Here is a 19029-nt window from a genome sequence, read left to right as displayed (position 1 = left end):
GTCAGTGCTCCGGAGTCTGCTTGGCGGGGGTGCGACGCAGCGCGGGCAGCATGCGCCGCAGGGTGTCGTCGCCCTGGAAGAGGTGGTGGTAGAAGGCGGCGCCGGCGTGCATCACGACCAGCAGCAGCAGCAGCCAGAAGCCGTACTCGTGCACCTGGATGGCGAGCGCGGCGAGGTCTTCGCTGCGCCCGGCGATCGACGGCAGGTTGAACAGCTTGAACCACTGCAGTGGATAGCCCGAGGCCGAGTTGAACACCCAGCCGCTGAGCGGGATCGCGAACAGCAGCACGTACAGGGCAACGTGCGTGGCGCCGGCGATGCGTTCCTGCCAGGTCGGCGTGCCGGGCACCGGTTTCGGCGCGCCGGCGAACAGGCGCCAGGCCAGGCGCAGCGCGACCAGCGCCAGCAGGGTCAGGCCCAGCGACTTGTGCAGGGCATAGGCGTTGATCTTGGCCGGCGTCGGCGGCATGTCGACCATGGTCAGGCCGCGCCAGGCCATCCAGGCGATCAGCGCCACGATGGCCCAGTGCAGCAGCATGCTGACTGGACCCCAGCGGTCGGCGGAATTGCGCAGTTGCATGTGAAGCTCCGTCTTATTGAAGGCGTGGCAGGTCGAACACGAGGATCTCGGCGCCGTTGCCGCGGGCGATGTCCACGCGCGGCTCGTCGGCATACAGCAGGGCGTCGCCGGCCGACAGGCTCTGGCCGTTGACCGTCGCGGTGCCGCGCGCCACGTGCACATAAGCCAGGCGGCCGGGGGCGATGTCCAGCGCGGCGTTCTCGTCGCCGTCGAACAGACCGGCATACATGCGCGCGTCCTGCTGCATGCGCACCGAGCCGTCGCTGCCGTCGGGGCTGGCGACCAGGCGCAGGCGGCCGCGCTTCTCGGCTTCGGTGTAGTGCTTCTGCTCGTAGCCGGGCGCGCTGCCCATGGTGTCGGGGATGATCCAGATCTGCAGGAAGTGCGTGCTCCGGTCGGCTTCGTGGTTGTACTCGGAGTGGGTGACGCCGGTGCCGGCGCTCATGCGCTGCACTTCGCCGGGCACGATGCTGGCGGCGTTGCCCATCGAGTCCTTGTGCGCCAGGCTGCCGTCGAGCACGTAGCTGATGATCTCCATGTCGCTGTGGCTATGGGTGCCGAAGCCCTGGCCGCCCTGCACGCGGTCTTCGTTGATGACCCGCAGCGGGCCCCAGTGCACGTGGCGGGGATCGCGGTAATCTGCAAAGGAGAAGCTGTGCCAGGAGTCCAGCCAGCCGTGTTGGGCGTGGCCGCGTTCGTGGGCGGGGCGCAGAGTGATCATGGGTGCTTGCTCCGTAGTCCGTGAGGCGGCGGTGCCGCGTTGGAGCCCAGTCTGATTGCGTTTGATTTCAGGATAAACATTCTAAATTAGCCATCATTGTTCTATTGTCAGCACAATGGCCATTCTTTCAGTGAAAGATCCAATGACGCCGGCAAAGCGCCATTCGTTCCATAAATGCGATCATTTGTTCTAATTCGACCTATTTCCAATCGAAATCAGAACGATATGCTGTGCGTCCCGGTCGACGGATCACCGTGCCGGCCTGTTCGACCCATTCCATTCATACAGCCATCCGGAGCATCCCATGATCAACCGTCTTTCCCGCGGCGCCCTTGCCGTCAGCCTGCTCGCCGCGTCTGCCTACGCCTTCTGCGCTCCGGTCACCTATACCATCGACCCGACGCATACCGACGTCATCGCGCAGTGGAACCATCTCGGCTTCTCCAACCCGATCGCGCACTTCGGCCAGGTCGAAGGCACGATCACCTATGACGCCGACAATGTCGCCGCGTCCAGCGTCGAGGTCGTGCTGCCGCTGGCGGGCCTGTCCTCGCACGTGAAGGCCTTCGACGACCATCTGAAGAGTGACGACTTCTTCGACGTCGCCAGGTTCCCGCAGGCGACCTTCAAGAGCACCGCCGTGGAATCCGCCGGCGAAGGCAAGCTGAAGATCACCGGCGACCTCACCATCAAGGACATCACCAGGCCGGTGGTGCTCGACGCCACCATCAACAAGATCGACACCCACCCGATGACCAGCCAGCCGGCCGCCGGCTTCGACGCCGTGGCCACGCTCAAGCGCACCGACTTCGACCTGGGCATGAACGCGCCCTACGTCAGCGACGAGGTGCAGCTGCGCATCACCACCGAAGCCGCGGTGCCGAAGCAGGGCGAGTAAACCCCGCGCACGCACCACCCGGGGCCGCCGCATCGCGAGGTGCGGCGGCCTTGTCGCGTCAGGACGCGGGGGTCAGCTGGCGTCGGGAAACTGCAGCGGCTCGCGGGCGATGGCCTGCAGCGCGAGGTCGACCGCGGCGAGCCCGTCGCGCTCGAGGTCGACGGTCTCGGGATCGAGCAGGTGCAAGCGCAGCGCGCCGCCGATGATGAAGTGCAGGCTGCGCGCGCAGCTTTCGGCCTGCAGGCCTTCGCGCAGCTGGCCCAGTGCCTCCGCGCGCTTGAACGCCGCGGTGATGCGGGCGTGGGTCTTGCGCATGCCTGTCTTGCGCAGCACGGTCACCGCATCGTCCTCGACCGGGACCTCGCAGCGCAGTTCGATCACTTCGAGCGCACTGCGCACGCGCGGGTTGTGCACGAGGTCGGCGAAGGACTGGCGCATCATCTCGCGCAGGTCTCGCAGCGGGGTGGTGCCATCGGGCCGCGAGACGTGCTCCAGGCCGTGGAAGAAGGGCACGGTCACGCGGTTGATCATCGCCTCCAGCACTTCGGCCTTGTTCTTGAAGTGCCAGTAGACGGCGCCGCGGGTCACGCCGGCCTTGGCCGCGATGGCCTCCAGGCTGGTGCGGAACAAGCCGTTCTCGCGGAAACAGTCCTCGGCCGCATCAAGGATGCCCTCGCGGGTGGTCTGTGCATCCTCTTTGGTCCTGCGCGCCATTAACGTCTCCTGTATCGCCAGCTGAACAATCTTTTGACCAACATACATCCGTGTATGTATGATACGCCGGTTCGCTTCCCATGCCCAGCGCCGACGCCGTTCATTCGAACACCGGTCGCTGGGCATTCCGTTTCTGGATCCCACCAAGGCTGCCCCCATGACCACGACCCTCCGCCGTGCCTACCCCTTGCTTGCCGTCCTCGTCCTCGCGCTCGCCGCCTGTGGCGGTGGCCAGGAGGGCGGGGCGCCGCCAAAGCCCGCAGTGACCGTGGCCACCCTCGAAGCCCGTCCGGTGACCATCACCCGCGAGCTGCCCGGGCGCACCAGCGCGTGGCTGGTGGCCGAGGTCCGGCCGCAGGTCAGCGGCATCGTGGCCAAGCGGCTGTTCACCGAAGGCGCCCTGGTGGAGGCCGACCAGCCGCTGTATCAGATCGATGACGCAACTTACCGCGCCACCGCCAACAGCGCGCGCGCGCAGTTGAAGCGCGCCGAGGCCACCCTGGTGGCGGCCCGCCTGACCGCGAAGCGCACCGCCGAACTGGTGGAGGTCGACGCGGTCAGCCGCCAGGACAACGACAATGCCGTCGCTGCGCTTGGCCAGGCCGAGGCTGACGTCGGCGCCGCGCGCGCCGCGCTCGATGCCGCCAACGTGACCCTTGGCTTTGCACGCATCACGTCCCCGATCAGCGGCCGCATCGGCAAGTCCAGCGTCACCCAGGGCGCGCTCGTGACCGCCAACCAGCCTGCCGCGCTGGCCACGGTGCAGCAGCTCGACCCGATCCATGTCGACCTCACCCAGTCCAGCACCGAGCTCCTGGACCTGCGGCGCTCGCTCGCAGACGGCAGCCTGCAGAGCACCGAGGGCATGCCGGTGAAGATCCAGCTCGAGGATGGCAGCGAGTACGCGCACCCGGGCAACCTCAAGTTCTCCGAAGTCGCCGTGGACCCGAGCACCGGCAGCTACGCGCTGCGCGTGGAGGTGCCCAACCCCGACCACGTGCTGATGCCCGGCATGTACGTGCGCGCGATGCTGGGCGCCGGCGTGCGCAACAACGCGCTGCTGGTGCCGCAGAAGGGCGTGGCCCGCGATCCCAAGGGCAACACGTCCGTGCTGGTGGTCAACGCCGAGGGCGTGGTCGAGCAGCGGCCGGTCGTGGTCAGCCAGACCATCGGCGACCAGTGGCTGGTGGAGTCCGGCCTGGCTGCGGGCGACCGCGTGGTGGTCGAGGGCCTGCAGAAGATCGCCCCCGGCGCGGAGGTCGAGGTGACCGCGGAAGCCGGGGCGCCGCGCCTGCCAGCCGCGACGTCGGCTTCGGCCGGCGCCGATGCGGCTGACACGGCCGAGGTGGCCGATGCCGCCCACGCGGACGCGGCCGATGCCGCCGACGCTCCGGCAGTGCAGGAGTAAGCCCCGATGGCACGCTTCTTCATCGACCGGCCCATCTTCGCGTGGGTCATCGCGATCATCATCATGCTCGCCGGCGCGCTGTCGATCTTCAGCCTGCCGGTGTCGATGTATCCCACCGTGGCGCCGCCCAGCGTCGAGATCCGCGCCACCTACCCCGGCGCCTCGGCCAAGGTGGTCGAAGACTCGGTGACCCAGATCATCGAGCAGAACATGAAGGGCCTCGACGGCCTGATGTACTTCTCCTCGCAGTCGTCGTCCAACGGCATGGCGACCATCGCCATGACCTTCGAGACCGGCACCGACGGCGACATCGCCCAGGTCCAGGTCCAGAACAAGCTGCAGCTGGCGATGCCGCTGCTGCCGCAGGAGGTCCAGCGCCAGGGCGTGAACGTCAGCAAGTCGACGTCGAGCTTCCTGCAGGTGATCGGCTTCGTGTCCGAAGACGGCAGCATGGACAAGGTCGACATCTCCGACTACGTCGGCGCCAACATCGTCGACCCGCTCAGCCGCGTACCGGGCGTAGGCACCATCCAGGTGTTCGGCGGCAAGTACGCCATGCGCATCTGGCTGGACCCGAACAGGCTGCACACCTACCAGCTCTCGATCCCGGAAGTCACCGCCGCGATCCAGGCCCAGAACGCGCAGGTCGCTGTCGGTTCCCTCGGCGGCGCGCCGGCGGTCGACGGCCAGCAGCTCAACGCGACCATCAACGCCCAGGACCGGCTGCAGACCCCCGAGCAGTTCCGCGACATCATCGTGCGTTCCAACCCCGACGGCTCCGCGCTGCGGCTCGGGGACATCGCGCGCGTCGAGATGGGCACCGAGAGCTACGAGTTCGATTCCCGCTACAACGGCCAGCAGGCCACCGGCGTCGCGATCTCGCTGTCCACCGGTGCCAACGCGCTAGACACCGCCGCAGGCGTGAAGGAAGCCCTGGCCGAGCTCGAGCCCTACTTCCCGCCGGGCCTGAAGGCGGTGGTGCCGTTCGACACCACGCCCTTCGTGCAGGTGTCGATCAAGGGCGTGGTGATGACCCTGCTCGAGGCGATCGTGCTGGTGTTCCTGGTGATGTACCTGTTCCTGCAGAACTTCCGCGCCACCCTGATCCCGACGATCGCGGTGCCGGTGGTGCTGCTGGGTACCTTCGGCGTGCTCGCCGCGCTGGGCTTCTCGGTGAACATGCTGACCATGTTCGCGATGGTGCTGGCGATCGGCCTGCTGGTGGACGACGCCATCGTGGTGGTGGAGAACGTCGAGCGCATCATGAGCGAGGAAGGTCTCTCGCCGCTGGAGGCCACGCGCAAGTCGATGGACCAGATCACCGGTGCCCTGGTCGGCATCGGCGTGGTGCTGTCGGCGGTGTTCGTGCCGATGGCCTTCATGTCCGGCTCCACCGGCGTGATCTACCGGCAGTTCACCGTGACGATCGTCTCGGCGATGACGCTGTCGGTCCTGGTCGCCATCGTGCTGACGCCGGCGCTGTGCGCGACCATGCTCAAGCCGCTGAAGAAGGGTGAAAGCCATGACAGCGGCACCGGCTGGTTCGCGCGCTTCTTCGGCTGGTTCAACCGCGGCTTCGAAAGCACCAGCAGCAAGTACCAGCGCGGCGTGCGCGGCATCCTCGGCCGCCCGTGGCGGTTCATGGCCGTATTCGCGGCGCTGGCGCTGGTGATGGGCCTGCTGTTCATGCGCCTGCCCAGCTCCTTCCTGCCCAACGAAGACCAGGGCGTGCTGATGGCGATGATCCAGACGCCGGTCGGCGCCACCCAGGAGCGCACGCTGGAGTCGATCGCGGCGCTCGAGAAGCACTTCCTCGAGACCGAGCCCGACGCGGTCGAGTCGGTGTTCGCGGTGCAGGGCTTCAGCTTCGCGGGCATGGGCCAGAACATGGGCATCGCCTTCGTCAAGCTCAAGGACTGGAGCGAACGCACCGATCCCGAGCTCAGCGCCGAGGCCGTGGCCGGCCGCGGCATGGCCGCGCTCAGCCAGGTCAAGGACGCCTCCATCTTCGTGTTCGCCCCCCCGGCCATGCCGGAGCTCGGCATTGCCAGCGGCTACTCGTTCTACCTGCAGGACAACGGCGGCCAGGGCCACGATGCGCTGATCGCGGCGCGCAACCAGCTGCTTGGCCTGGCCGGAGAGAGTGCGCTGCTGGCCAACGTGCGGCCGAACGGCCAGGAGGACACGCCGCAGCTGAGCATCGACGTGGACGTGGCCAGGGCCGGCGCGCTGGGCCTGTCGCAGGACGCGATCAACGCGACGCTCGCCGCGGCCTGGGGCGGTCAGTACATCGACGACTTCATCGACCGTGGCCGCGTCAAGCGCGTCTACATCCAGGCCGATGCGCCGTTCCGCATGACGCCCGAGGATTTCAACCTCTGGTCGGTGAAGAACTCCGCCGGCGACATGGTGCCGTTCACGGCCTTCGGCAGCTCGCACTGGGATTACGGCTCGCCGCGGCTGGAGCGCTACGACGGCGTGCCGTCGGTGGAGATCCAGGGCGAGGCCGCGCCGGGCCTGTCCTCGGGCGAGGCGATGGACGAGATCGAGCGTCTGGCCGAGCAGTTGCCGGCGGGCTTCGGCATCGAATGGACGGCCGTCTCCTACCAGGAGCGCGAGTCCGGATCGCAGACGCCGCTGCTGTACTCGCTGTCGCTGCTGATCATCTTCCTGTGCCTGGCGGCGCTGTACGAAAGCTGGACGGTGCCGACGGCGGTGCTGCTGGTCGCCCCGCTGGGCATCCTCGGCGCGGTGCTGGCCAACACCCTCCTGGGCATGGAACGCGACGTGTATTTCCAGGTGGCGATGCTGACCACGGTGGGACTCACGAGCAAGAACGCGATCCTGATCGTGGAGTTCGCCAAGGCCAACCTGGAAAGCGGCATGGAGCTGATCGCCGCGACCATGCAGGCCGTGCGTGATCGCCTGCGCCCGATCATCATGACTTCGCTGGCGTTCGGCCTGGGCGTGCTGCCCCTGGCGCTGGCGACCGGCGCGGGTTCGGGCGCGCAGCGCGCGATCGGCACCGGCGTGGTCGGCGGCATGGTGGTGGGCACCCTGCTGGGCGTGTTCTTCATTCCCCTGTTCTTCGTCGTGATCCAGAAGGTCTTCGGCGGCAAGGCCGACAAGGCCGCGACGGAAGGAGTCACCGACGATGCGTAAGCATGCATGCCTGACCCTGGCCCTGGCGGCGGTCCTTGCCGCCAGCGGCTGCGCCACCCTGGTTCCCGCCACGCCGGAGGCGCAGGCGGGCATCCCGGCCGAGTGGCCGCTGCCGGAAGTGACGCCCACGGATGCGGAATCCGCGGCGGAGGCGTCGGCGCTGCCGATGGCCGACATCGGCTGGCGAGACTTCTTCGCCGATCCGCGCCTCGAGCAGCTTGTCGGACTCGCGCTGGACAACAACCGCGATCTGCGCGTGGCCATCCTCAACGTCGAGCGGGCGCGGGCGCAGTACCGCATCCAGCGCGCCGATCGCCTGCCCTCGATCGGCGCCGAGGTGGAAATGGTGCGCCAGGGTGGCGACAGGCCGGTGACCGAGGCCTACACCGCGGGCATCGGCCTGGCCGCGTTCGAACTCGACCTGTTCGGCCGCGTGCGCAATCTCGGCGAAGCGGCGCTGCAGCAATACCTGTCCACCGATGAGGCGCAGCGTGCCACCCAGCTCTCGCTGGTGGCGGAAGTCGCTTCCGCCTGGTTGACGCTGGCGGCCGACCAGGAGCAGCTGCGCCTGTCGGAGCAGGCGATGGAGACCTACCTGCAGACGCTGGACCTGACCGTCAAGCGCCACGCGCTGGGCGCGACCTCCGCGCTGGAGGTCGAGCAGGTGCGCACCCAGGTCGCCACTGCCCGTACCGACGTCGAGCGCCTCAAGGGCCAGGTGGCCCGCGACCGCAATGCGCTGGACCTGCTGGCCGGCGCGCCGGTGGACGCCTCGCTGCTGCCCGCCGCCGACGCCCGCGTCGATGCGGTCACCGGCATCGCCGCGGTGCCCGCGGGTCTGGATGCGGACGTGCTGCTGCGTCGTCCCGACGTGATCGCCGCCGAGCACCGCCTGCTGGCCGCCAGCGCCAATATCGGCGCGGCGCGCGCGGCGTTCTTCCCGTCGATCAGCCTGACCGGCAGCATCGGTTCGGCCAGCGATGAACTGTCGGGCCTGTTCGACAGCGGCACCCGGGTCTGGAGCTTCATCCCGCGCCTCAACCTGCCGATCTTCCAGGGCGGGCGCCTGCGCGCCAGCCTGGGCATGGCCACGGCCGACCGCGACATCGCGCTTGCCGAGTACGAGAAGGCGATCCAGTCCGGCTTCCGCGAAGTGGCCGACGCGCTGGTGTCGTCGGAGTCGCTGGCGAAGCAGGTACGCGCGCAGCAGGACCTGGTCGATGCCGCAACCCGTGCCGAAGGGCTGGCGCGTGCCCGCTACGAGGCCGGAGTCGACAGCCACCTGGTCGCGCTCGACGCGCAGCGCACGCTCTACGGTGCGCAGCAGGCGCTGGTGGCCACGCGCCTGGCCGAGCAGGCCAACCGCGTGACCCTGTACCGCGTGCTGGGCGGCGGCTGGCGCGAGGACAGCGTCGCACCGGTCGCGCAGGCCACGGGGGGCTGAGCCCCGGCCTCAGTCCCCGTCGTCGCCCTCGGGCGGCGGCGGCAGGCCCAGGTCGTGGTGCGCGATGGCGTCGCCGATGGCCACGGCGTGCGCCTCATGGGCGCGCCGCAGGTCGTACTGCAGCACGTCGGGGCGCTTGACCATGGCCTTGAAGCGCGGCTCCAGCGCGTCGACGCGCCGCTGGGCCTCGCCCATTTCGTCGAACACTTTCTGCCGCAGCGTGGCCGCTGCATCGTCGCCCAGCGACAGGTAGTCGGCCACGCGCGCACGCAGCGCCGAGACGGCCACCTTGGCCTTGCCCTTCGGGCTCGTCAGCGAGGCGACCACCGTGAGCGCGAGCACCGCGACGATGACCACCAGCGAAGTCCAGGTGCTGATTTCGATCACGGGCACCGGCTGGCCGTCGTTGATGAACGGCAGGCTGTTCTCGTGCAGGGCGTGCAGCACCAGCTTGATGCCGATGAAGCCCAGCACCGCCGCCAGGCCCAGCGAAAGATAGACCAGGCGCTCGAGCAGGCCGCCGACCAGGAAGTAGAGCTGGCGCAGGCCGAGCAGCGAGAAGGCGGTGGCGGTGAATACGATGAAGACGTTCTGCGTGAGCCCGAAGATCGCCGGGATCGAATCGAAGGCGAACAGGATGTCGGTGCCGCCGATGGCCAGCATCACCAGCAGCATCGGCGTCAGCGCGCGCTTGCCCTGCCAGGTGGTGAACAGCTTGTCGCCGTCGTAGCGGGGGCTGGCGTGGAACAGGTTCCGCACCAGCCGGACCACGATATTGGGCTTGTCCTCGTCGTGGTCGTCGGGCGCGAGCAGGTTGCCCGCGGTCACCAGCAGCACCAGGCCGAACAGGTAGAACACCCATGAGAAGCGCTCGATCATCGCGGCGCCGAGCAGGATGAACACCGTGCGCGCGATCAGCGCGAAGGTGATCCCGAACAGCAACACCTTCTGCTGGCTCTCGCGTGGGACCTTGAAGCTGGTCATGATCACCAGGAACACGAAGACGTTGTCGATCGACAGCGCCTTCTCGGTGATGTAGCCGGAGAAGTACTCCGCGCCCATGTCGGCCCCGCCCCAGGTCCAGACCGCAACGCCGAACAGCAGGGCGATGCCGACGTACAGCGCCGACCAGATCGCGGCCTCGCGCAGGGTTGGCGCGTGCGCCTTGCGCACGTGGAAGAAGTAGTCGAATGCGAGCAGGCCGATGATCAGTGCGATCGTGGCCTCCCAGACGAGAGGGGTGGTTGTCGGCATTGGCGTCCCGTGGGCGTTTACCTGCAAAAGCATGTCATGCCATGCGTGGCGCCTGCATCACGTGCGTGGCTCCATTCGTTATCCGCGCGTGAAATGGCCCGCCGGGCGCGCGCTATATTCCGCCGCCATCCTCCTGTTACCCGGCGATCGCCTTGCACCGACGACAACTCCTGCTGGCGGGCCTGGCGCTGCCGGTAGCCGCGGCGCTGCCCGGCCGTTCCATCGCCGCCGCCACGCAGCGCGGCACCACCTTCGACGACGACACCGTGCCGGCGCTGGCGGCGGCGCTTGCCGCGAGTGCGTACCGGCCGCCGACGCGCGAACTGCCGGCCGCGCTCGCCGACATCGGCTACGACCGCTATCGCGACTACCGCTACCGGCCCGAACGTGCGCTGTGGCACGGCGAGGGCAGCGGCTTCGAGGCGCAGTTCTTCCATCGCGGCTACATGTTCCGCGAGCGCGTGGAAATACACGTGGTCGAGGGTGGGCGCAGCCGGCCGTTCGCGTACTCGCCCTCGCTGTTCCGCTTCGACCACGGCGTGCCGGCACCGGCGGATGGCACCGACCTCGGCTTTGCCGGCTTCCGCCTGCACGGTTGGCTGCAGGACGGCGGCAGTACGCAGGCCGGCCCGCCGCCGGATGAAATCGCCGCCTTCCTCGGCGCCAGCTACTTCCGCGCGGTCGCGCGCGGCCTGGGCTACGGGCTGTCGGCCCGCGGCCTGGCCCTGGGCAGCGGCGATCCCGCGCCGGAGGAGTTCCCCGTCTTCCGCGCGTTCTGGCTGGAGACGCCTGCGCCCGGCGCCCGGCACGTGGTCGTGCATGCGCTGCTGGATTCGCCCAGCGTCGCCGGCGCCTTCCGCTTTGTCATCGTGCCCGGCACAGAGACCGTGTTCGAGGTCGATGCGCGCCTGCATCCCCGCGTCGACCTGATGGCGGCCGGCATCGCGCCGCTGACCAGCATGTACGAGTTCGACGCCCACGACCGCGCGCGCATCGACGATCCGCGCCCCGCTGTGCACGACTCCGACGGCCTGGCGCTGCTGGCCGGCAGCGGCGAGCAGGCCTGGCGCCCGCTGCGCAATCCGCGCGCCGTCGAGCACAGCGGTTTCCAGGATCGCGACCCGCGCGGTTTCGGACTGATGCAGCGCAAGCGCGGCTTCGAGGATTACCAGGATCTGGAAGCCGGATACGAGCGGCGTCCCGGTTGCTGGGTCGAACCGCTGGATGACTGGGGCGAGGGCGAGGTGCACCTGCTCGAAATCCCGACCGACAACGAGTACGCCGACAACATCGTCACATTCTGGCGCCCGCGCGCGCCGCTGGCCGCCGGCCGCGAGCACCGCTGGCGCTACCGCCTGCACTGGGCGGCGGAACACGACTGGAACCCGTCGCTTGCGCGCGTCGTGGCGACGCGCAGCGGCGCGCTGGACCGGACCGGGGGCCGCCAGTACCTGGTCGACTTCGCCGGCGGCGCGCTGCCCGCTGTCGATGGTGCCGTGCGCGTGCAGGCGTCGGACAACGTCGGCGCGCTGCGCAATGCGGTCGCCTATCGCAATCCGGAGACCGGTGGCTGGCGCGTGGGCTTCGAACTCGAGCCCGGCGATGCGGCCGCCGTCGAGATGCGCCTGTGGTTGGAGGGCGACGGCGGGCGTCTGTCCGAAACCTGGCTGTCGAGATGGACGCCTTGAGCGCGCACCGGAGCCCTCGTGCGGGGGCCGACGCCCCGTCGCTGCCGCCGCTTCCCCCGGAGTCTCCGCTGGAGATGCGCGTGCAGGCGCTCGACCACGGCCGGGTCGCCAATCCGACGCGCCCGACCACGCCGCCGAACATGGCCTGGCGCCGCTTCGCGGTGATCGGTGGTGCGGCGCTGCTGACCCTCATCGCCACCTACCAGATGTGGTGGCTGCTGCGCGGTGACGGCATCGATCCGCTGGAAGGCACGCTGCTGCTGCTGTTCGTCGCCCTGTTCGCCTGGATCGTGCAGGCCTTCGTCGGCGCCATCGCCGGCTTCGTGCTGCTGCTGCAGCGGCGTCCGCTGCGCATGGGCATGAGTGCGCACGGTCCGCTGCCGGCGCTGTCCACGCGCACCGCGCTGCTGATGCCGATCTACAACGAGGATCCGGAGCGCCTGGTGGCCGGGCTGCAGGCGATGCACGAATCGCTGGCCGCCACCGGACAGCTGGACCGCTTCGACTTCTTCGTGCTCAGCGACACCCGCAGGCCGGACATCCAGGCCGCCGAGGCCGCCGCGTTCGCGGCGCTGCGCGAACGCCTGGGTGCGGAAGCGCGCGTGTACTACCGCCTGCGCGAGGACAACAGCGAACGCAAGGCCGGCAACATCGCCGACTGGGTGCGGCGCTGGGGCGGGGCCTGGCCGCAGTTCCTGATCCTCGACGCCGACAGCGTGATGGACGGCGGCACCATCGTGCGCCTGGCCGCGGCGATGCAGCGCCACGACGACGTCGCGCTGATCCAGACCCTGCCGGTGATCGTCAACGGCAACACCCTGTTCGCGCGCATGCAGCAGTTCGCCGGCCGCGTCTACGGCCCGGTGATCGCCTACGGCGTGGCCTGGTGGCACGGCGCGGAGAGCAACTACTGGGGCCACAACGCGATGATCCGCACCCGCGCCTTCGCCGATTGCGCGGGCTTGCCGCAGCTGGCCGGCGTGAAGCCCTTCGCCGGTACCGTGCTCAGCCACGACTTCGTCGAAGCCGCGCTGATGCGCCGCGGCGGCTGGGCGCTGCACATGATCCCCGGCCTCGGCGGCAGCTACGAGGAAGGGCCGCCCTCGCTGACCGACATGCTGGTGCGCGACCGGCGCTGGTGCCAGGGCAACCTGCAGCACGGCGCCGTGCTGCCCGCGCGCGGCCTGCACTGGGTCAGCCGCTGGCACCTGCTGATCGGCATCGGCCACTACTTCACCGCGCCCATGTGGGCGATGCTGATGCTGGTCGGCGTGTCGATCCCGCTGCTGCACGCGGGGTTTTCGTGGGGCCATTTTTCGCTTGATGGCTTCACGCCCACGGCGTACTGGCGCGAGCAGGACAGCGCGCGCTTCATCGGTGTGTTCATCGTGACCATGGCGATGCTGCTGGCGCCCAAGCTGATGGGCTACCTCGCCACGGTCGTCGACCCGCCGATGCGCCGCGGCTGCGGCGGCGCGCTGCGCATCGCGGCCGGCGTGCTGCTGGAAACCCTGCTGGCCGCGCTGATGGCGCCGGTGACGATGTGGGTGCAGTCGCGCGGCGTGGCCGAGGTGCTGGCGGGCAAGGATTCGGGCTGGGAGTCGCAGCGGCGCGACGACGGCACGCTACCGCTGCGCGAACTGCTGCGCCTGTACGGCGGGCTGACGCTTGCCGGCGCCGTGGCCGGCGTGGCCGCCTGGATGGTGTCGCCAGCGCTTGCCGCGTGGATGTCGCCGGTGGTGCTGGGCCTGCTGCTGGCAGTCCCCGTCGTGGCCCTGGGCGCGTCGCGCGTCGCCGGCCAGTGGCTGCGCAGGCACCGCATCTTCGCCACCCCCGAAGAACTGGTGCCGCCGCCGGTGCTGGTGCGCGCGGTCGAGCTTCGCGCAGCGCGCGCACGTACGACGGACTGACCCGCCACCGCAGCAGGATCGTCATCGAAGCCGCATGGCGTGTGCCGTGATTCGCCCCTGGCCCGGCAGCTGCGTGGCGGCCCGCCTGGTGCGCCTGTGCATAATGGCGCGCCAGGTGCGTAGAGGGTTGCCATGCTGCTGGAATGCATTGAACGCGAGACCGGGCCGGACCCGGCATGGAGCATCGTCTGGCTGCACGGCCTTGGCGCCGACGGCAGCGACTTCGTGCCGATCGTGCCCGAGCTGCTGCGTCGCGACTGGCCGGCGCTGCGTTTCGTGTTCCCGCACGCGCCGCTGCGTCCGGTGACCATCAACAACCGGGTGCCGATGCGGGCCTGGTACGACATCGTCGACACCGACCTGGCCAATCGCGCCGATGAGGCCGGCGTGGCCGAGTCGACGGCGCAGGTCGAGGCGCTCATCGCCCGGGAAGTCGAACGCGGCGTGCCGCGCTCCCGCGTGGTGCTGGCGGGTTTCTCGCAGGGCGGCGCGGTCACGCTGGCTGCAGGCCTGCGCAGCGCCGAGCCTCTGGCCGGGCTGGTCGCGCTGTCCACGTACATGCCCTCCGCACACAAGGCGCGCGAGGCGCTGGTCGCCGGCGCCGGGAAGCCGCCGGTGTTCATGGGCCACGGCAGCCAGGATCCGGTGGTGCCGTTCCAGGCCGGCCAGCAGAGCGCGGCGCTGCTGCGCGAACTCGGCTTCGAGGTCGAGTGGCACGGCTATCCGATGCCGCATTCGGTCTGCGCCGAGGAGATCCGCGATCTCGGGGACTGGCTCTCGCAGCGGTTCGCGGCGGGCTGAGGACAATGGGCCAGGCGCGCGCCGACGAGCCGTGGCTGTCCGACCTGTGCCGGTTGCCGCGGCTTGCGGCGATGCTTGGCATCGCGCAGTTGGCGTGCACGCCGCCGGCCACGCGCAGCGCAGCATCGCCCATCGTCCGGGCTATGCCTTCGGCCCGCGGACGCGCATGGCCTGCGGCTGGGACGCGGGCTACTATGCCTGCGGGCTGGAGCTGTCGCTGGCGACGCTGAGGAGGACGCCATGAAGGTGGTCATCGCCGACGACGAACCGCTGGCACGCGAGCGCCTGCGCACGCTGCTGGCCGCGCACGCCGACATCGACGTGGTCGCCGAGGCGGGCGACGGCCGCACCGCGCTGCAGGCCTGCGCCGAGCACGAACCCGACCTCGTGCTGCTGGACATCGCCATGCCCGGCATCGACGGCCTCGAGGCCGCCCGTCACCTGGCCGCCTTCGAACCGCGCCCGGCCGTGGTGTTCTGCACCGCCTACGACGCCCACGCGCTGTCGGCCTTCGACGCCGCCGCGGTCGACTACCTGGTCAAGCCGGTGCGCCCGGAGCGCCTCGAGGCGGCGCTCGAACGCGTGCGCACTTTCACAGCGGGACTGGAGCGCGGCCGCGGCGAGGGCGGCGCCGGCAAGCGCCGTACCCATCTCTGCGCGCGCCTGCGCGGCAGCCTGCGCCTGATCCCGATCGAGGACGTGCACTACCTGCAGGCCGAGGAGAAGTACGTGGTCGTGCACCACGCCCGCGGCGAGGACCTGATCGAAGAGTCGCTGAAGTCGCTGGAGGAGGAGTTCGGCGACCGTTTCCTGCGCATTCACCGCAACTGCCTGGTGGCCCGCCACGAACTGGTCGAACTCCGGCGCGACCCCGAGGGCCACGTCCACGCCATCCTCCGCCACGGCGCCCAGCCGCTGGAGGTCAGCCGCCGCTGCGCGGCGCCGCTGCGCGAGATGCTGCGCGAGCGCTGAGCGGCGCAGGTCCGCGGCGCCGGGCATGGCCCGTGCGCAACCGGGATCAGGAGCGCTCGACCACCTGCCGCGGCGCCCGCTTCAGCCCCGTCAGCAGCCGGTACGGGCTGTTCCCGCTGCGCGCCGCGACTTCTGCGACCGGCAGGCGCGCGCCCCACAGTTCGATATCGCTGCCGATACCGGCGCCGGGGTGGTCGGTCAGGTCCACGGTCAGCATGTCCATCGAGACGCGCCCGATCAGCTCGCCCGGCTGGCCGTCGATGATCACCGGGGTGCCCGAGGTCGCGTATTGCGGATAGCCGTCGGCATAGCCGGCAGCGACCACCCCTACACGCGTCGGGCGCGAGGTGGTGAAGGCACCCGCGTAGCCGATCGGCTCGCCCGCGGCGAGCTCGCGCACGGCGATGACCCTGGATGCCAGTTCCATCACCGCGCGCAGCGGCTCGGCCTCCGCGCACGGCGCGTCGAGCATGTGCGAGCCATAGAGCATCAGGCCGGGGCGCACCCAGTCGCGGCGCGCCGTCGGCCAGGCCATCAGCGCGGCGGAGTTGGCAAGGCTGGTGGTGGTGCCGGGTGGAAGCCGCGCCAGCATCGCGTCGAAGGTGGCCAGCTGCGCGGGCGTGCTGGCGTGACCGAGTTCATCGGCGCGCGAGAAGTGGCTCATCGCGACCATGTCGCCCACCCACGGCAGTGCGCGCAGGCGCCGCCATGCATCGGGATAGTCCTCGGGTGCGAGGCCCAGGCGGTGCATGCCCGAGTCGAGCTTCAGCCAGACCGGCAGCGGCTGCCGCAGCGGATGGCGCTCGAGCACATCCACCTGCCAGGACGAAGCCACCACCGTCCACAGCGCATGCCGTTCGATCAGCGGCAGCTCGTCGGCGTCGAAGAAGCCTTCCAGCAGCAGGATGGGTGCGCGGATGCCGGCCTCGCGCAGCTCGATCGCCTCCTCGATGCAGGCCACGCCGAAGCCGTCGGCCTCGCCGTCGAGCGCGCGCGCGCAGGCCACGGCGCCGTGTCCGTAGGCGTCGGCCTTGACCACGGCCAGCGCCTTGCCGCCGCCGAGCGTGCGCGCGTGGCGGTAGTTGTGGCGCAGGGCGTCGAGGTCGATGGTGGCGCGCGCAGGGCGCATCAGCGCAGCCCCGTGGGCGCCGCGGGCCAGGCACGCCCGTAGCGGGAGATGTCGAGGCCTTCGCTGTCGATCGCGGGCGGGCGGCCGTCCACCAGGTCGGCCAGGTAGCGCCCCGAGCCGCAGGCCATCGTCCAGCCCAGGGTGCCGTGGCCGGTGTTGAGCAGCAGGTTGCGGTACGTCGTGGTGCCGACGACGGGCGGGCCATCGGGCGTGGACGGGCGCAGGCCGCTCCAGAAGCTGGCGTTGGCGAGGTCGCCGCCGTCGGGATACAGGCTGCGCACCACCATCTCCAGGGTGTCGCGGCGGCGCTGCGGCAGCGACAGGTCATAGCCACTGACTTCGGCCATGCCGCCGACGCGGATGCGCTCGTCGAAGCGGGTGATCGCGACCTTGTAGCTTTCGTCGAGCACGGTCGAGTGCGGCGCCAGCTCGGGGTTCGTGATCGGGATCGTCAGCGAATAGCCCTTGAGCGGGTACACCGGCAGGCGGATGCCGAGCGGCGCCAGCAGGCGCGGCGACCACGCGCCCAGGGCGAGCACATAGCGGTCGGCGGTCTCGGTACGGCCCTGGATGCGCACGCCGGCGAGGCGGTCGCCGTCACCCAGCAGGGCTTCGATATCCTGCCCGTAGCGGAACTCGACGCCTGCGGCCTCGGCCATCGCCGCCAGCCTGGTGGTGAACAGGTGGCCGTCGCCGGTTTCATCGCCCGGCAGGCGCAGCGCGCCGGTCAGCGTGTCGGCGACCCTGGCCAGCGCCGGCTCCACGCGGACGATTCCCGCGCGGTCGAGGAGTTCGTAGGGCACGCCGTACTCGCGCAGGATCGCGATGTCCTTGGCGGCACCGTCGAGCTGCGCCTGTGTGCGGAACAGCTGCGTGGTGCCGAGTGTGCGCTCCTCGTACGCGATGCCGGTGTCGCGGCGCAGTTCCTCCAGGCAGGCACGGCTGTACTCGGCAAGCCGCACCATCCGCGCCTTGCTGATGGCATAGCGGTGATGGGTGCAGTTGCGAAGCATCTGCCACATCCAGCGGTACTGCGCGGGGTCGGCGGTCGGCCGTATCGCCAGCGGCGCGTGCCGCGACAGCAGCCAGCCCACCGCTTTCAGCGGGATGCCCGGCGCGGGCCAGGGCGAGGCGTAGCCGGGCGACACCTGGCCGGCATTGGCAAAGCTGGTTTCCATGGCGGGCCCGGACGCGCGGTCGATGACGACGACGTCGTGTCCCTGTTGCCGCAGATACCACGCGCTGGTCACTCCGATCACACCGGAGCCCAGGATCAAAATACGCATTGGATTGACTCGATCGGGCGGGCGGCCAGGGGCGGCGTGGCCGGCGGGTTCATGGAATCCGCCAGTATATGGATCGGAATCCACGGTGGCCCGTGCGGAAGGCGATAATGGCGGCGTGAACACACTCCGCATCGCCACCCGAAAGAGCCCGCTCGCCCTCTGGCAGAGCGAACACGTCGCCGACCTGCTGCGCGCCGCCCACCCGGGTCTGGCCGTGGAGCTGGTGCCCATGTCCACCCGCGGCGACGAGGTGCTGGACCGCTCGCTGGCGGCGATCGGCGGCAAGGGTCTGTTCCTGAAGGAGCTGGAGCTGGCGATGCTGCGTGGGGACGCCGACTGCGCGGTGCATTCGCTCAAGGACGTGCCGATGGAGGTCGACGCGCCGTTCGCGCTGCCGGCCTTCCTGGCGCGCGCGGACCATGCCGACGCCTTCATCAGCAACCAGTTCGCGACCTTCGACGCGCTGCCTCCGGGTGCGTGCGTCGGGACTTCCTCGCTGCGGCGACAGGCGCAGCTGCGCGCGCTGCGCCCGGACCTGGAGATCCGCGACCTGCGCGGCAACGTCAACACGCGGCTGGCCAAGCTGGATGCGGGCGAGTACGACGCGATCGTGCTGGCCTGCGCGGGACTGGATCGGCTGGGCCTGGGCGGACGCACCCGCGCGCGCCTGGATGCGCCGGAATGGCTCCCTGCGCCGGCACAGGGCGTGATCGCGATCGAGTGCCGCGGCGACGATGCCGAGGTCATGGCGCTGTGTCGCGTCCTCGACCATGCGCCCACCCGCACCTGTGCGTCGGCGGAGCGCGCGCTCAACCTGGCGCTGCATGGCAGCTGTCACGTGCCGGTTGCGGCGTTTGCGCGTCTCGATGGCGACATGCTGCGGCTGGATGGGCTGGTGGGCAGCGAGCGCGATGGGCGCAGCGTGCGCGCGCATGCCGAAGGGCCGGCTGCCGACCCTGAAGTGCTCGGCCGCGATGTTGCGGGGCGGCTGCTGGCTGCGGGGGCCGGGGAGTTTCTGCCGGAAAGATGAGGCTCTTCTCTTGTTGGAGGGAACGCGCGGCA

The 19029-nt window shown here is 70.0% G+C and carries 16 protein-coding genes; 10 read left to right on the top strand and 6 right to left on the bottom strand.

Annotated features, from left to right (window positions below; translation table 11 throughout):
* Position 1 precedes the first annotated feature (1 nt).
* Both E2169_RS06200 and E2169_RS06195 read right to left on the bottom strand, forming a co-directional pair.
* Positions 2 to 580: a cytochrome b gene (locus E2169_RS06200; protein WP_132985749.1), complete on the bottom strand. Its 579-nt coding sequence runs from the start codon at positions 578 to 580 to the stop codon at positions 2 to 4.
* Between the two features lie 13 nt (positions 581 to 593).
* A complete protein-coding gene (locus tag E2169_RS06195) occupies positions 594 to 1301 on the bottom strand; it encodes a pirin family protein (protein ID WP_132985748.1) in 708 nt (235 codons plus the stop codon).
* Between the two features lie 304 nt (positions 1302 to 1605).
* On the opposite strand from E2169_RS06195, the gene E2169_RS06190 reads away from it, so the two are divergent.
* Entirely contained in the window at positions 1606 to 2199 is a 594-nt protein-coding gene (locus E2169_RS06190; protein WP_132985747.1) for a YceI family protein, read from the top strand.
* 72 nt (positions 2200 to 2271) lie between these two features.
* On the opposite strand, the gene E2169_RS06185 is transcribed toward E2169_RS06190, so the two are convergent.
* Positions 2272 to 2913 carry a TetR family transcriptional regulator gene (locus tag E2169_RS06185; protein ID WP_165942344.1) on the bottom strand — a complete coding sequence of 214 codons (642 nt, stop codon included), beginning with the start codon at positions 2911 to 2913 and terminating at the stop codon, positions 2272 to 2274.
* 157 nt (positions 2914 to 3070) lie between these two features.
* Here E2169_RS06185 and E2169_RS06180 point away from each other — a divergent pair, with 157 nt between their 5' ends.
* The 3 genes from E2169_RS06180 to E2169_RS06170 are packed head-to-tail and all read left to right on the top strand — an operon-like array spanning position 3071 to position 8927.
* Positions 3071 to 4321, top strand: a complete 1251-nt coding sequence (locus E2169_RS06180; RefSeq protein ID WP_132985745.1) for an efflux RND transporter periplasmic adaptor subunit — start codon at positions 3071 to 3073, stop codon at positions 4319 to 4321.
* A gap of 6 nt (positions 4322 to 4327) precedes the next feature.
* Entirely contained in the window at positions 4328 to 7483 is a 3156-nt protein-coding gene (locus E2169_RS06175) for an efflux RND transporter permease subunit (RefSeq protein ID WP_132985744.1), read from the top strand.
* Complete coding sequence (locus tag E2169_RS06170) at positions 7476 to 8927, top strand: efflux transporter outer membrane subunit (RefSeq protein WP_132985743.1); 1452 nt, start codon at positions 7476 to 7478, stop codon at positions 8925 to 8927. The genes E2169_RS06175 and E2169_RS06170 overlap by 8 nt, the downstream gene beginning before the upstream one ends.
* Positions 8928 to 8936: 9 nt before the next feature.
* Here E2169_RS06170 and E2169_RS06165 read toward each other — a convergent pair whose 3' ends face one another.
* Positions 8937 to 10181: a TerC family protein gene (locus tag E2169_RS06165; RefSeq protein WP_132985742.1), complete on the bottom strand. Its 1245-nt coding sequence runs from the start codon at positions 10179 to 10181 to the stop codon at positions 8937 to 8939.
* Between the two features lie 152 nt (positions 10182 to 10333).
* Between E2169_RS06165 and E2169_RS06160 the strand changes: the two genes are divergently transcribed.
* The 5 genes from E2169_RS06160 (at position 10334) to E2169_RS06145 (ending at position 15552) form a co-directional block, all read left to right on the top strand.
* Positions 10334 to 11869 carry an OpgD/OpgG family glucan biosynthesis protein gene (locus E2169_RS06160; RefSeq protein WP_188726129.1) on the top strand — a complete coding sequence of 512 codons (1536 nt, stop codon included), beginning with the start codon at positions 10334 to 10336 and terminating at the stop codon, positions 11867 to 11869.
* The gene (mdoH, locus tag E2169_RS06155) at positions 11857 to 13779 is read left to right on the top strand and encodes a glucans biosynthesis glucosyltransferase MdoH (RefSeq protein WP_132985741.1); all 1923 of its coding nucleotides are present in this window, start codon (positions 11857 to 11859) and stop codon (positions 13777 to 13779) included. The genes E2169_RS06160 and mdoH overlap by 13 nt, the downstream gene beginning before the upstream one ends.
* 132 nt (positions 13780 to 13911) lie before the next feature.
* Positions 13912 to 14580, top strand: coding sequence for an alpha/beta hydrolase (locus E2169_RS06150; protein ID WP_132985740.1), 669 nt, complete (start codon positions 13912 to 13914; stop codon positions 14578 to 14580).
* 94 nt (positions 14581 to 14674) lie between these two features.
* On the top strand, positions 14675 to 14824 hold the full coding sequence (locus E2169_RS14225) for a hypothetical protein (protein ID WP_165942343.1): 150 nt from the start codon (positions 14675 to 14677) through the stop codon (positions 14822 to 14824).
* Positions 14821 to 15552 carry a LytR/AlgR family response regulator transcription factor gene (locus E2169_RS06145; RefSeq protein ID WP_132985739.1) on the top strand — a complete coding sequence of 244 codons (732 nt, stop codon included), beginning with the start codon at positions 14821 to 14823 and terminating at the stop codon, positions 15550 to 15552. The genes E2169_RS14225 and E2169_RS06145 overlap by 4 nt, the downstream gene beginning before the upstream one ends.
* A gap of 46 nt (positions 15553 to 15598) precedes the next feature.
* Here E2169_RS06145 and alr read toward each other — a convergent pair whose 3' ends face one another.
* Both alr and E2169_RS06135 read right to left on the bottom strand, forming a co-directional pair.
* On the bottom strand, positions 15599 to 16681 hold the full coding sequence (gene alr / locus E2169_RS06140) for an alanine racemase (RefSeq protein WP_132985738.1): 1083 nt from the start codon (positions 16679 to 16681) through the stop codon (positions 15599 to 15601).
* A complete protein-coding gene (locus tag E2169_RS06135) occupies positions 16681 to 17967 on the bottom strand; it encodes a D-amino acid dehydrogenase (protein ID WP_132985737.1) in 1287 nt (428 codons plus the stop codon). The genes alr and E2169_RS06135 overlap by 1 nt, the downstream gene beginning before the upstream one ends.
* 115 nt (positions 17968 to 18082) lie before the next feature.
* Here E2169_RS06135 and hemC point away from each other — a divergent pair, with 115 nt between their 5' ends.
* The gene (hemC, locus tag E2169_RS06130) at positions 18083 to 18997 is read left to right on the top strand and encodes a hydroxymethylbilane synthase (RefSeq protein ID WP_132985736.1); all 915 of its coding nucleotides are present in this window, start codon (positions 18083 to 18085) and stop codon (positions 18995 to 18997) included.
* Positions 18998 to 19029: the final 32 nt, after the last annotated feature.

Origin of the sequence: Luteimonas terricola (genome assembly GCF_004352845.1) — a bacterium.
Taxonomy (GTDB): Bacteria; Pseudomonadota; Gammaproteobacteria; order Xanthomonadales; family Xanthomonadaceae; genus Luteimonas; species Luteimonas terricola.
The sequence above is the reverse complement of the archived record's forward strand: the minus strand, read 5'-3'. Positions and strand labels throughout refer to the sequence as shown.

What these genes read in the sequence shown, in the direction of transcription:
- mdoH (WP_132985741.1), top strand. Translation starts at nt 11,857, where the DNA reads ATGGACGCCTTGAGCGCGCACCGGAGCCCTCGTGCGGGGGCCGACGCC.
- E2169_RS06170 (WP_132985743.1), top strand. Translation starts at nt 7,476, where the DNA reads ATGCGTAAGCATGCATGCCTGACCCTGGCCCTGGCGGCGGTCCTTGCC.
- alr (WP_132985738.1), bottom strand. Translation starts at nt 16,681, where the DNA reads ATGCGCCCTGCGCGCGCCACCATCGACCTCGACGCCCTGCGCCACAAC.
- E2169_RS06195 (WP_132985748.1), bottom strand. Translation starts at nt 1,301, where the DNA reads ATGATCACTCTGCGCCCCGCCCACGAACGCGGCCACGCCCAACACGGC.
- E2169_RS06200 (WP_132985749.1), bottom strand. Translation starts at nt 580, where the DNA reads ATGCAACTGCGCAATTCCGCCGACCGCTGGGGTCCAGTCAGCATGCTG.
- E2169_RS06175 (WP_132985744.1), top strand. Translation starts at nt 4,328, where the DNA reads ATGGCACGCTTCTTCATCGACCGGCCCATCTTCGCGTGGGTCATCGCG.
- E2169_RS06190 (WP_132985747.1), top strand. Translation starts at nt 1,606, where the DNA reads ATGATCAACCGTCTTTCCCGCGGCGCCCTTGCCGTCAGCCTGCTCGCC.
- E2169_RS06135 (WP_132985737.1), bottom strand. Translation starts at nt 17,967, where the DNA reads ATGCGTATTTTGATCCTGGGCTCCGGTGTGATCGGAGTGACCAGCGCG.
- E2169_RS06150 (WP_132985740.1), top strand. Translation starts at nt 13,912, where the DNA reads ATGCTGCTGGAATGCATTGAACGCGAGACCGGGCCGGACCCGGCATGG.
- E2169_RS06165 (WP_132985742.1), bottom strand. Translation starts at nt 10,181, where the DNA reads ATGCCGACAACCACCCCTCTCGTCTGGGAGGCCACGATCGCACTGATC.
- E2169_RS06145 (WP_132985739.1), top strand. Translation starts at nt 14,821, where the DNA reads ATGAAGGTGGTCATCGCCGACGACGAACCGCTGGCACGCGAGCGCCTG.
- E2169_RS06180 (WP_132985745.1), top strand. Translation starts at nt 3,071, where the DNA reads ATGACCACGACCCTCCGCCGTGCCTACCCCTTGCTTGCCGTCCTCGTC.
- E2169_RS06185 (WP_165942344.1), bottom strand. Translation starts at nt 2,913, where the DNA reads ATGGCGCGCAGGACCAAAGAGGATGCACAGACCACCCGCGAGGGCATC.